10 protein-coding genes are annotated in these 13,176 nt (G+C 63.7%); 2 read left to right on the forward strand and 8 right to left on the reverse strand.

Going from position 1 to position 13,176, the window contains the following annotated elements:
• The first annotated feature begins 45 nt into the window (after positions 1–45).
• Complete coding sequence (gene lon, locus BM186_RS01940; protein ID WP_074913289.1) at positions 46–2,442, forward strand: endopeptidase La; 2,397 nt, start codon at positions 46–48, stop codon at positions 2,440–2,442.
• Between the two features lie 88 nt (positions 2,443–2,530).
• Complete coding sequence (locus BM186_RS01945) at positions 2,531–2,923, forward strand: protease inhibitor I42 family protein (RefSeq protein ID WP_072422835.1); 393 nt, start codon at positions 2,531–2,533, stop codon at positions 2,921–2,923.
• A 244-nt stretch (positions 2,924–3,167) separates the two neighbouring features.
• On the opposite strand, the gene BM186_RS01950 is transcribed toward BM186_RS01945, so the two are convergent.
• The 8 genes from BM186_RS01950 to kdgD form a co-directional block, all read right to left on the reverse strand.
• Positions 3,168–3,929 (reverse strand): ABC transporter permease, encoded by a 762-nt coding sequence (locus BM186_RS01950; RefSeq protein WP_074913291.1) that lies wholly within the window; start codon positions 3,927–3,929, stop codon positions 3,168–3,170.
• A complete protein-coding gene (locus tag BM186_RS01955; protein WP_074913293.1) occupies positions 3,926–4,855 on the reverse strand; it encodes an ABC transporter ATP-binding protein in 930 nt (309 codons plus the stop codon). Before BM186_RS01955 ends, BM186_RS01950 begins: the two co-directional genes overlap by 4 nt.
• A 291-nt stretch (positions 4,856–5,146) precedes the next feature.
• A complete protein-coding gene (locus BM186_RS01960) occupies positions 5,147–6,088 on the reverse strand; it encodes a 2-hydroxyacid dehydrogenase (protein ID WP_074913295.1) in 942 nt (313 codons plus the stop codon).
• 170 nt (positions 6,089–6,258) lie between these two features.
• Positions 6,259–7,677, reverse strand: coding sequence for an FAD-binding oxidoreductase (locus BM186_RS01965; protein ID WP_083431551.1), 1,419 nt, complete (start codon positions 7,675–7,677; stop codon positions 6,259–6,261).
• Between the two features lies 1 nt (position 7,678).
• Positions 7,679–9,235: a galactarate dehydratase gene (gene garD / locus BM186_RS01970; RefSeq protein ID WP_074913297.1), complete on the reverse strand. Its 1,557-nt coding sequence runs from the start codon at positions 9,233–9,235 to the stop codon at positions 7,679–7,681.
• A gap of 22 nt (positions 9,236–9,257) precedes the next feature.
• Positions 9,258–10,583, reverse strand: coding sequence for an MFS transporter (locus BM186_RS01975; protein WP_074913299.1), 1,326 nt, complete (start codon positions 10,581–10,583; stop codon positions 9,258–9,260).
• Between the two features lie 176 nt (positions 10,584–10,759).
• A complete protein-coding gene (gene gudD / locus BM186_RS01980) occupies positions 10,760–12,109 on the reverse strand; it encodes a glucarate dehydratase (protein ID WP_074913300.1) in 1,350 nt (449 codons plus the stop codon).
• Positions 12,110–12,220: 111 nt separating this feature from the next.
• Positions 12,221–13,132 carry a 5-dehydro-4-deoxyglucarate dehydratase gene (kdgD, locus tag BM186_RS01985; protein ID WP_072422841.1) on the reverse strand — a complete coding sequence of 304 codons (912 nt, stop codon included), beginning with the start codon at positions 13,130–13,132 and terminating at the stop codon, positions 12,221–12,223.
• Positions 13,133–13,176 lie beyond the last annotated feature (44 nt).

Below are 13,176 nucleotides of genomic sequence, written 5' to 3' on the forward strand. Positions count from 1 at the left end.
TGTACTCGCCCCATGTAGCTACCAACGTACACGCAAAGGTGCTCCATGAACGATCAGGACAACACCCCCGAAGCTGTCGAAGTTCACGTCAAGGCCGATAGCACCGGCCTGGTACTGCCCGCACAGCAGTTGCCGGACAAGCTCTACATCATCCCCATCCACAACCGCCCGTTCTTTCCGGCGCAGGTGCTGCCGGTCATGGTCAACCAGCAGCCCTGGGGCCGCACGCTGACGCGCGTCGGCAATACCGAGCATAAATGCCTGGCAGTGTTCTTCGTCGACACCCCGCCGGACGAACATGGCGAGTTCGACCTCGATACCCTGCCAGAGCACGGCACGCTGGTGCGTGTACATCACGTCAGCGAGGAAGGCGGCAAACTGCAGTTCGTCGCCCAAGGCCTGACCCGCGTGCGCATTCGCGGCTGGCTCAGCCGCCGCGGTCCGTACTTGGCCGAAGTGGAATATCCACAGGCGCCGAACGATCCGCGTGACGAGGTCAAGGCCTACGGCATGGCGCTGATCAATGCGATCAAGGAGCTGCTGCCGCTCAACCCGCTGTACAGCGAGGAGCTGAAGAATTACCTCAATCGCTTCAGCCCCAACGACCCGTCGCCACTCACCGATTTCGCCGCCGCCCTGACCACCGCCTCCGGCCACGAGCTGCAGGAAGTGCTGGATACCGTGCCCATGCTCAAGCGCATGGAAAAGGTGCTGCCGCTGCTGCGCAAGGAAGTGGAGGTCGGCCGCCTGCAGAAAGAGCTGTCGGCCGAGGTGAACAAGCAGATCGGCGAGCGCCAACGCGAATTCTTCCTCAAGGAGCAGCTCAAGCTGATCCAGCAGGAGCTGGGCATCAGCAAGGACGACAAGAGTGCCGACCGTGAGGAGTTCCTCGCCCGCCTCGAAGGCAAGACCCTGCCCGCACCGGCCCAGAAGCGCATCGACGAGGAGCTGAACAAGCTGTCGATCTTGGAGACCGGTTCGCCGGAATACGCCGTCACGCGCAACTACCTGGACTGGGCCACCGCCCTGCCCTGGGGCGTTCACGGCGAGGACAAGCTCGACCTGGGCCGCGCACGCAAGGTGCTGGACAAGCACCACGCCGGCATGGACGACATCAAGCAGCGCATCACCGAGTTCCTCGCCGTCGGCGCCTTCAAGGGTGAGATCGCCGGCTCCATCGTGCTGCTGGTCGGCCCGCCCGGTGTGGGCAAGACCAGCATCGGCAAGTCCATCGCCGAATCGCTCGGCCGGCCGTTCTACCGTTTCTCGGTGGGCGGGATGCGTGACGAGGCGGAGATCAAGGGCCATCGCCGCACCTACATCGGCGCCATGCCCGGCAAGCTGGTGCAGGCGCTGAAGGAAGCCGAAGTGATGAACCCAGTGATCATGCTCGACGAGATCGACAAGATGGGTACCAGCTACCAGGGCGACCCCGCCTCGGCGCTGCTGGAAACGCTGGACCCGGAGCAGAACGTCGAATTCCTCGACCATTACCTGGATCTGCGCCTGGATCTGTCCAAGGTGTTGTTCGTCTGCACCGCCAACACCCTCGACTCCATCCCCGGGCCGCTGCTCGACCGCATGGAAGTGATCCGCCTGTCCGGTTACATCACCGAGGAAAAACTCGCCATCGCCAAGCGCCACTTGTGGCCCAAGCAGCTGGAAAAGGCCGGCGTGCCGAAGACGCGGCTGAGCATAAGCGATGCAGCGTTGCGTGCGGTGATCGACGGCTATGCCCGCGAGGCCGGCGTACGCCAGCTGGAGAAACAGCTGGGCAAGCTGGTGCGCAAGTCGGTGGTGAAACTGCTGGAGGATCCCGAGGCGAAAATCCGCATCGGCGCCAAGGATCTCGAGGAAGCCCTCGGCATGCCGGTGTTCCGTAACGAGCGGGTGCTGGCCGGCACCGGGGTGATCACCGGCCTGGCCTGGACCAGCATGGGCGGCGCCACCCTGCCGATCGAGGCGACGCGCATCCACACGCTCAATCGCGGCTTCAAGCTTACCGGCCAGCTCGGCGAAGTGATGAAGGAATCGGCGGAGATCGCCTACAGCTACGTCAGCTCGCATCTGAAGCAGTTCGGCGGCGACCCGACCTTCTTCGACCAGGCCTTCGTCCACCTGCACGTGCCGGAAGGCGCCACGCCCAAGGACGGCCCCAGCGCCGGCATCACCATGGCCAGCGCCCTGCTCTCCCTGGCGCGCAACCAGGCGCCGAAAAAGGGCGTGGCCATGACCGGCGAGCTGACCCTGACCGGGCAGGTGCTGCCCATCGGCGGCGTACGCGAGAAGGTGATCGCGGCGCGCCGGCAGAAGATCTTTGAGCTGATACTGCCGGAGGCCAACCGCGGCAGTTACGAGGAACTGCCGGACTACCTCAAGGAAGGCCTGACGGTGCACTTCGCCAAGCGTTATGGCGACGTGGCCAAGGTATTGTTCGACTGACCGTGGTGTGCACGGCGCACCCTACGGCTCGCGTGCCGCCCCCCGGTGCGGCTATGCTGGGCCAGTTTTTGTTCGACTGGAGTTCCTCATGCACGCCACCTTGCGCCTGCTTGCCCTGCCCGCCCTGGCCCTGCTTACGGCCTGCGCCCATCAATCCGGCACGCTGGAATTGAAGAAGGACCGGCAGTGTCCGCTGACGCTGAACAAGGGTCAGCAACTGATTCTCAGCCTACCGAGCAACCCCACCACCGGCTTTCGCTGGGAGGTGCGCGACGCCGCGGCGAACGTGCTGCAAAGCCTTGGCCCGGAGGTGTACAGCAACCCGGAAGATGCCGGACTGGTGGGCGCTGGCGGCATCTCGACCTGGCGCTTTACCGCGCGCGAGGCAGGTGAAGGCAGGCTGCTGCTGACCTACCAGCAGCCGTGGGAGCCGAACGTACCGCCAGCGGAAACCTTCGAGTGTGAACTGCGGGTGAAGTGAGCGGAACTGCTTCTGTGGGAAGGGCTTTGGCCGCGACGGCTCGAAGCGAATCGCCGCTAAAGCGCCTCTCGTACGCTACCCATTCACGGCGCGTTTTACTCCACCCTGCAGACTGAAATTAACAAGAGGCGCAGATGCGCCCCTCGCTTCCAACGTTTCGCGGCTGAAGCCGCTCCTACATAGGTCGCGTACGCCTCTGATTGTAGGAGCGGCTTCAGCCGCGAATACCGCTATCCGGCCAGACTCAGCTCTTGAGCCGGTAACCGGTCTTGAAAATCCAGCCCACCAGCAGGATGCACAGCGCCAGAAAGCCCAGCACCATGGCCAAGCTGATGCCGACGTTGACGTCGGACACGCCGTAGAAGCTCCAGCGGAACGCGCTGATCAGGTACACCACCGGGTTGAACAGGGTCACCGTCTGCCAGGCCGGCGGTAGCATGCTGATCGAATAGAAGGCGCCCCCGAGGAAGGTCAGCGGTGTGACGATCAGCGCCGGGACGATCTGCAGCTTCTCCCAGCCATCGGCCCAGACGCCGATGATGAAGCCGAACAGGCTGAAGGTCAGTGCCGTCAGCACCAGAAACGCCGCCATCCAGATGGGATGCTGAATCTCGAAATCAACGAACAGACGCGCCGTGAGCAGAATGATCAGGCCGAGGATCACCGACTTGGTCGCCGCCGCGCCGACATAACCGATCAGAATCTCCAGATAGGACACCGGCGCCGACAGCAGCTCATAGATGCTCCCGGAATACTTGGGCATGTAGATGCCGAACGAAGCGTTGGAAATGCTCTCGGTCAGCAGCGCCAGCATGATCAGCCCCGGAATGATGAAGGCGCCGTAACTCACACCCTGCACCTGGGTCATGCTCGAACCGATGGCCGAACCGAACACCACGAAATACAGCGAGGTGCTGATCACCGGCGTGGCGATGCTCTGCAGCAGGGTGCGCCAAGTGCGCGCCAGCTCGAACAGGTAGATAGCCTTGATGGCGTACAGGTTCATGCGCGCGACTCCTCCAGCAGTGACACGAAAATTTCTTCCAGCGAACTCTGGCTCGACTGCAGATCCTTGAAGTCGATACCGTGCTGCGCCAGGTCACGCAGCAGTTCGGCGATGCCGGTGTTCTCGTGCTGGGCATCGAAGGTGAACACCAGGGCATGGCCCTGATCGGCCAGCTCCAGGCCGTAGCGCGCCAGCTCGGCCGGTACGCAGGACAACGGCTGCTGCAGGTGCAGGGTCAGCTGCTTCTTGCCCAGCTTGTGCATCAGTACCTGCTTGTCTTCCACCAGGATGATCCGGCCCTTGCTGATCACCCCGATGCGGTCGGCCATCTCCTCGGCCTCCTCGATGTAGTGGGTGGTCAGAATGATGGTCACGCCGCGTTCGCGCAGGCGCCGCACCATGTTCCACATGTCGCGGCGCAGCTCCACATCGACACCGGCGGTAGGCTCGTCGAGGAAGAGAATCTGCGGCTCGTGCGAAAGCGCCTTGGCGATCATCACCCGGCGCTTCATGCCGCCGGACAGCTCCATGATCTTGGCGTTACGTTTGTCCCACAGCGACAGGTCCTTGAGCAATTGCTCGAGATAGCCCGCATCGGGCTTCTTGCCGAACAGGCCACGGCTGAACTTGACCGTCGCCCAGACGGTTTCGAACACGTCGCTGACCAGCTCCTGCGGCACCAGGCCGATCTGCGAGCGGGCTGCGCGGTAGTCACGGACGATGTCCTTGCCGCCGACCAGCACCCGGCCCTCACCCGGATTGACGATGCCGCAGATGATGCTGATCAGGGTGGTCTTGCCGGCGCCGTTGGGGCCGAGCAAGGCGAAGATTTCGCCCTGGCGAATGTCCAGGTCGATGCCTTGCAGGGCAGGATGCCCGGACGCATAGATCTTGTTCAGTTGCTGAATAGAGATGACCGACTGCACGGTGAGAGTCCTTGCCTGCGGAAAAACCACATAGTGTAGAGCCTGACCAGCCAGACAAGGCAAGTGCATTATTGGTGCGCAGTAGAAAAGCCTCGGGCCGGTAGGGTGCGCCGTACGCGCTGAGTAACGTACCTGTCTTGGTGCGCACAAAGCTCCCTACCCAAGGCAGAGTGGGATAACCCGGCGCGCTTGTGGCGCGCCGGTGCTGCAGGTGAGGTTTAGGGAGAAACGGCCGTAGCGCTTGTGGCGTTACGGCGATAAGCGTGGCGACGGACGCGCCACACGAATGGGTTACAGCGGCGTAAGCAGCTTACCGGTGGCGATATAGGCACGCAGGTTGTCCAGTACCAGATCAGCCATCTGCTGACGCGTCTCGACACTGGCGCTGCCGACATGCGGCAGCAGCACCACGTTGTCCAGCTCGCGCAGCGCCGTCGGAACCAGTGGTTCGCGCTCGAAAACGTCCAGCCCGGCCCCCCCGATTACCTTCTGCTGTAGTGCAGCGATCAGCGCGGCCTCATCGACCACCGAACCGCGCGCCACATTGATCAGAAAGCCATCTGGCCCCAGCGCTTCGAGCACCTCGTCGTTGATCAGATGATGGGTGGCCTTGCCGCCCGGGCAGGTCAGTACCAGGAAATCCGCCCAGCGCGCCAGCGCCAGCAAATCCGGCTCATGCTGGTAAGGGCTGCCTTCGACCGCACGGCGATTGTGGTAACGCACCGGCATGGAGAACCCCGACGCACGCATGGCTACCGCCTCGCCGATGCGGCCGAGGCCGACGATGCCCAGGCGCTTGCCGCTTACTCGACGCGCCAGCGGGAAGCCCGTGGTGCTACTCCAGGCGCCGCTGCGCACGAAGCGATCAGCCTCGGACAGGCGCCGCGCGCTATCGATCATCAGGCCCATGGCCAGATCGGCCACGCAGTCGTTGAGCACGTCCGGCGTGGTGCTGAGCACGATGCCACGGTCCCGCAGCAGCTCCAGCGGATAGGGGTCGTAGCCCACGCCGAAACTGCAGATGGCACGCAGATTCGGCAGCAGCGCGAGCTGGTCAGCCGTACAGCCGAAACGTGCCGAGGACACCATGTAGATGAACTGCTCACCCTGCTCACGCAGGAACGCCAGCGGCTCAGCCTGTTGCCACAGCGCGCTGACCTCGTATTCCTCGGCCAGCTCGCGGTTGAAACGCTCGCTCAGCTGGCCGATCTGCAGCACCTTGGGTTTGCTCATGGATCCTCCTGTCTCGAATGTACGACTTACCAGGCTGTTGAAAACCTACCTGCGTTGCCATTGCTGCGTTAAATACAGGCTCAAAATGCTCATTTACAGTTCGTAAACTCCGCTTTTTCGCCTGCATTTGCCTTGCACTGGCTGCCTCGCCTACGTTTTTCAACGGCCTGTTACAGCAATTTGCCCGGATTCATCAGCCCGGCCGGATCCAGCACTTGCTTGATACTGGCCATCAACTCCAGCTCCAGCGGCGCCTTGTAGTGCTGCGCGGCCAGGCGCTTGGACTGGCCCAGGCCATGTTCGGCGCTGATGCTACCGGCATAGTGCAGGGTCTGGTCGTAGATCAGGCGCATGATCGCTTCGGCCTGCGCCTTGAACGCAGCATCCTCGGCGCCGACTGGCTTGCTGATGTTGTAGTGCAGGTTGCCATCGCCAACGTGCCCGTAGGCCACGATGCGCACACCGGGAAACGCCTGCTGCAACGCCTGATCGGTACGCGCGATAAAGTCGGGAATACGGCTGACCGGCACACTGATATCATGCTTGAGGCTCGGCCCCTCGTGGTTCTGCGCTTCCGAGATGCCCTCGCGCAACGCCCACAAGGCGCGTACCTGCGCATCGCTGGCGGCGACCACGGCATCCAGCGCCAGGCCATGCTCGAAGGCAGCGCCGAGGCCCTCTTCCAGCAACTCGTTCAAGGGCGCGTTGGGCTGGGTGTCACTCAGCTCAATCAGCACGTACCAGGGATGCGCGTCGGCGAACGGATCGCTGACACCGGCGACGTGACGCAGGACGAACTCGACGCTTTGCCGCGACATCAGCTCGAATCCGGTCAGGCGGTCGCCACACAAACCGCGCATCTGCCCGATCAGCTCGACCGCGGCCTGCGCGCTGGGCAATGCCACCCAGGCGGTGGTCAGGCTGCGCACGGCTGGGTACAGCTTGAGCACGGCGGCGGTGATGATGCCCAGCGTGCCCTCGCTACCGATGAACAGGTACTTGAGGTCGTAGCCGGTATTGTCCTTGCGCAATCCGCGCAGGCCGTCCCAGATGCGCCCGTCGGGCAACACCACTTCCAGGCCCAGCGTCAGATCGCGCATGTTGCCGTAGCGCAGCACCGCAGTGCCGCCGGCATTGGTTGCCAGGTTGCCGCCTACCGTGCAGCTGCCCTCGGCGCCCAGTGACAGCGGGAACAGCCGGCCGACTTCGGCGGCGGCCTCCTGCAGCTGCTGCAGGATCACCCCCGCTTCGACGGTGATGGTGGCGTTGGCCACGTCCACTTCGCGGATGCGCTTCATGCGCGTCAGCGATAGCACGATCTGCGAACCGGTATCGTCCGGAATCGAGCCGCCGCACAGGCCGGTATTGCCACCTTGTGGCACCAGGGCAACGCCGGCCTGCGCGCACAGGCGTACCACCGCAGCAACCTCCTCGGTCGAGGCCGGACGCAAAACCGCAGCCGCCTGGCCACGGTAGGCGCCGCGCCAGTCGCTGAGGTAGCTCTGCATGCGCTCGACGTCAGTGATCAGGCCAGCCTCGCCGACCACCTCGCGCAATGCCTGGAGCAGACTATCGGACATGCTGCTCATCTCAGGTCACCGGCGCCGGGTTGAACAGCACCAGGTCGTTGTGCAGGCGCAGGTGCTCGGCGCAGGTCTGCTTGCGCCCGCTGGCCACGTCCAGATAGAGCTGGAAGATGTGCCAACCCATTTCCTCCAGCGTCATGCGCCCGGAAACGATCTGCCCGGCGTCGACGTCGATCAGATCTGGCCAGCGCTCGGCCAGCTGGGTACGCGTGGCCACCTTGATCACCGGCACCATGGACAGGCCATAAGGCGTGCCACGACCGGTGGTGAAGATATGCAGGTTCATACCCGCCGCCAGCTGCAGCGTGCCGCAGATGAAGTCGCTGGCCGGCGTGGCGCAGAACCAAAGGCCCTTGCCACGAATGCGCTCGCCCGGCGCGACCACGCCGGCAATCGGACTGTTGCCGGACTTGGCGATCGAACCCATGGCCTTCTCGACGATGTTGTTCAACCCGCCCTTCTTGTTACCCGGCGTGGTGTTGGCGCTGCGGTCGGCCATACCACGCTGCAGGTAGCGGTCGTACCAGTCCATCTCGCGGATCAGCGCATCGGCCACCTCGACACTGGCGGCGCGCGGGGTGAGCAGGTGGATGCCGTCACGCACTTCGGTGTTCTCGGAGAACATTACGGTAGCACCGGCGCGCACCAGCAGGTCGGCGGCCACGCCGAGGGCCGGGTTGGCGGTGATACCGGAGAAGGCATCGCTGCCGCCGCATTGCATGCCGACCACCAGTTCAGCAGCCGGCACGGTCTCGCGGCGACGCTGGTCGAGCACCTTCAGGCGCTCCTCGATCATGCCCATGATCTGCTCGACCATGCCGGTGAAGCCGGTGCCGGAATCCTGCAGGCGGAACAACCAGTCTTCCTCATCCATGCCGTTGGTGAGCTGGTCGCCATCCATCAGCTGGTTGGCCTGCAGCTTCTCGCAACCCAGGCTGATCACCAGCGCCTGGCCGCCGAGGTTGGGGTTGCGACTGATGTTGTACAGGGTGCGGATCGGCACCACCGCGTCCGGGGCGTTGATCGCCACGCCGCAGCCGTAGCTGTGCGACAGCGCCACCACGTCGTCGACGTTGGGGTACTTGGGCAGCACCTCCTTGCGCACGCGCTCGACCACGTGATCGAGCACACCGACCACGCACTGCACGGTGGTGGTCACGCCGAGGATATTGCGGGTGCCAACGCTGCCGTCCGGGTTGCGGAAGCCCTCGAAGGTATAGCCTTCCAGCGGCTCGCCGGGCGAGGTCTTGATGGTCGCCTTGGGCAGGTTGTCCAGCACCGGCGGCTCGGGCATGCGCAGCACCTGCTCGGTGACCCAACTGCCGGCGGCAATGGGTTTCAGCGCATAGCCAATGACCTCGCCATAACGCACAACTTCTTGCCCTTCGGCGATATCCACCAGCGCCACCTTGTGGCTCTGCGGGATACCTTCGATAGCGGTCAGGCCATCGTCGAACTGGCCGCCTGCGGCAACACCCTGGTCATTGACCACCACACCAACGTTGTCGGTCGGGTGCAGGCGGATATAGCGGGGCGAATCCTGATGGGGAATCAACTGCATGCTGCGTGCTCCTGTTGTGCGCTCAGGAAGCCGAGCCGGACGTGGTGTCCAGCTCGACCCTGTGAATACGACCGACGATCAGGCCGAAGCTCACGACCGCCAGCAGGGCATTGAGACCGACATAGGCCAATGCCCAATCGAATGATCCGGTACGGCTGACCAGGTAGCCGATAACGATAGGTGTAGTGATCGCTGCCAGGTTGCCGAAGGTGTTGAACAGCCCGCCGGACAAGCCGAGGATCTGCCGTGGCGAGGTGTCGGCCACCAGCGTCCAGCCCAGCGAGCCAAGACCCTTGCCGAAGAAAGCCAGGGCCATCAGCGCCACCACGGCGGTGTCGCTCTCGACGAAAATGCACAGCACCAGGGCGCTCGACAGCAGCAAGCCGAGCACCATCGGCAGCTTGCGCGCCAGGGTCAGTGAATGACCACGGCGCAGCATGCCATCGGACAGCAGCCCGCCGAGCACGCCACCGACACACCCGCTGATGGCCGGCAAGGCGGCGGCAAACCCGGCACCGAGAATACTCATGCCGCGCGCCTGCACCAGGTAGACCGGAAACCAGGTCAGAAAGAAGTAGGTAATGGCGTTGTTGCAATACTGGCCAAGGTAGATGCCTATCATGGTGCGCTGGCGCAGCAGTAGCCCCAGGTAGCCCCACTGCGAACCGCCACTGCCACCACGCTGCCCTTCCAGATCGATCAGCGCCCCGCCCTGTTCCAGGTGAGCCAGCTCGGCCGCGTCGATACGCGGGTGCTGACGCGGGCCGTGCAACTGTTTGAGCCAAACGAACGACAGCGCCAGGCCCAGGCAGCCGAGCACAATGAACACCGCTTGCCAGCCCATGGTTTGCACCACCCAGCCCATCAACGGTGCGAACAACGCCGTGGCGGCGTACTGCGCCGAACTGGAGATGGCCGTGGCAGTAGCGCGCTCGGCGGTGGGAAACCAGGAGGCGATGATCCGCGCGTTGCCGGGAAAGCACGGCGCGCTGGCAAAGCCCACCAGCAGCCGCAGCAGGAACATCGAGGTCACCGCCCAGGTGCCCGGCAGCCAGCCGACGAAGCCCTGCAGCAGAGTCAGCGCCGACCAGACGAACAACGCCAGGGTGTACACCGGCTTGGTGCCGAAGCGATCGAACAGCCAGCCACCGGGAATCTGCCCGATCACATAGGCCCAACCGAATGCCGAAAAGATATAGCCGAGCGTCACCGCGTCGATGCCCAGGCCGGCCTGCATCGCCGAACCGGCGACGGAGAGGCTGGAGCGATCAGCGAAGGTGATGGTGGTGACCAGAAACAGCATCAGCAGAATGCTGTAGCGCACACGACCCGGTTTGGCATCTGGCATCGGCAAGGCTCGTGAGACGGAAGGAAAGGTTCAGCCTCTAGGGTGGGCCGGCCGGCGTTCCGCGTCAGGCAAGGTCATCAATCCGTAGGGTGGGCTTTAGCCCACCGATTGTAGTCATGGTGGGCTGAAGCCCACCCTACGGGACAGTAGGATCACGGAACGACGTCGGACTTAGCTCAACGCACCAGGCAGGGCTTCTTGTTATTGAAGGTCCAGCCCGGAATCAGATACTGCATGGCCACTGCGTCGTCACGCGCGCCCAGGCCCTTGACCTGGTACAGCTCGTGCGCCTTGGCCAGCGCATCCCAATCCAGCTCGACGCCCAGACCCGGCGTTTTCGGCACCTGGACCAGGCCACCTTCGATGCGCAACGGGTTGCGCGTCAGATACTGGCCGTCCTGCCAGATCCAGTGGGTATCGATGGCGGTAACTCGGCCCGGCGCCGCCGCGGCGACATGGGTGAACATGGCCAGGGAGATGTCGAAGTGGTTGTTGGAGTGCGAGCCCCAGGTCAGGCCCCAGTCGTTGCACATCTGCGCCACGCGTACGGAACCGGCCATGGTCCAGAAGTGCGGGTCGGCCAGCGGGATATCCACCGATTGCAGGGAGATGGTGTGGCCCATCTGCCGCCAGTCGGTAGCGATCATGTTGGTCGCAGTGGGCAGGCCGGTGGCACGGCGGAACTCGGCCATCACCTCACGACCGGAGTAACCGTTCTCGGCGCCGCACGGGTCTTCGGCATAGGCCAGCACGCCATGCAGGTCACGGCACAGGGCGATGGCCTGATCCAGCGACCAGCCGCCATTGGGGTCGAGCGTCACGCGAGCATTGGGAAAACGCGCAGCCAGGGCACGAATCGCCTCGACTTCGGCTTCGCCATGCAGCACGCCGCCCTTGAGCTTGAAGTCGTTGAAGCCATAGCGCGCATGCGCGGCCTCGGCCTGTTGGACGATGGTTTCCGGGGTCAGCGCGGTCTGGTTGCGCACGCGCTCCCAGGTGTCATCGGCATCGCGCTCATCGCGGTAGCCGAGATCGGTCTTGTCCTTGTCACCGACGAAGAACAGATAACCGAGCATTTCCACTGCGTCGCGCTGCTGGCCTTCGCCGAGCAATGCAGCCACCGGCACACCGAGGTGCTGGCCTAGCAGGTCGAGCAGCGCCGACTCCAGCGCAGTGACGGCATGGATGGTGATGCGCAGGTCGAAAGTCTGCAGACCACGACCGCCGGAATCACGATCGGCGAAGGCGCGGCGTACCTGATTGAGCAATGCGTTGTAGTTGCCGACCGGTTGGCCGACGAGGATCGAGCGAGCGTCTTCGAGGGTCTTGCGAATGCCCTCGCCGCCGGGGACTTCGCCGACACCGACATGGCCGGCGCTGTCCTTGAGAATGAGGATGTTGCGGGTGAAATACGGGCCGTGGGCTCCGCTCAGGTTGAGCAGCATGCTGTCTTGACCGGCGACCGGTACGACTTGCAGCTCGGTGATCAGCGGAGTGCCGACAGCGGCAGAAATCTGTGAAGTCATGAGCGTTACCCTGTTGTTCTTATGCGGGTTCGACAATGGTTCAACGCACTCGCGCCCGGCCTGCCGGAGCGCAACTGGGCCGCTCGCCAAGGCGAGCGGCCACCTACGGTGTTACTGCGCGCCTTGCGCTTCGATCAGCTTGGCCAGGGCTTCGTACTCGTCCGGCAGCAGATCGGTCAGCGGAGCACGTACCGGACCGGCGTCGTAACCGACGATCTTGGCACCGGCCTTGACGATGCTCACGGCATAGCCGGCCTTGCGGTTGCGGATGTCCAGGTACGGCAGGAAGAAATCGTCGATCAGTTTGCCAACGGTGGCGTGATCTTCCGCGGCGATGGCGCGATAGAAGGCCATGGCGGTTTTCGGGATGAAGTTGAACACGGCCGAGGAGTAGACCGGTACACCCAGGGCCTTGTAAGCCGCAGCGTAGACTTCAGCGGTCGGCAGGCCGCCGAGGTAGGTCAGGCGCTCGCCCAGGCGGCGACGGATCGACACCATCAGCTCGATGTCACCCAGGCCATCCTTGTAGCCGATCAGGTTCGGGCAGCGCTCGGCCAGTTGCTCCAGCAGAGTGGCATTGAGGCGGCAGACGTTACGGTTGTAGATCACCACGCCGATGTTCACCGACTTGCACACCTGCTCGACATGAGCGGCAACACCGTCCTGCGAGGCTTCGGTCAGGTAGTGCGGCAGCAGCAGCAGGCCCTTGGCGCCCAGGCGCTCGGCTTCCTGCGCCATCTGGATGGCCACGCGGGTCGGGCCGCCAACGCCAGCCAGGATAGGTACGGACTTCTCGCAGGTATCCACGGCAGTCTTGATCACGGCGCTGTATTCATCCGGCGCCAGGGAGAAGAACTCGCCAGTACCGCCGGCAGCGAACAAAGCGGAAGCACCGTAAGGCGCCAGCCACTCGAGGCGGCGTACGTAGCCAGCCTGGTTGAAATCACCGGCGGCATCGAAGTCGGTCACCGGGAAAGACAGCAGACCAGAGGAGAGGATGGACTTAAGTTCTTGTGGATTCATTATGCGAACACCCTAGTAAAGCGAGTTGTGAGGAATAGCGTCAG

The organism is Ectopseudomonas toyotomiensis, assembly GCF_900115695.1.
GTDB classification, from domain to species: domain Bacteria; phylum Pseudomonadota; class Gammaproteobacteria; order Pseudomonadales; family Pseudomonadaceae; genus Aquipseudomonas; species Aquipseudomonas toyotomiensis.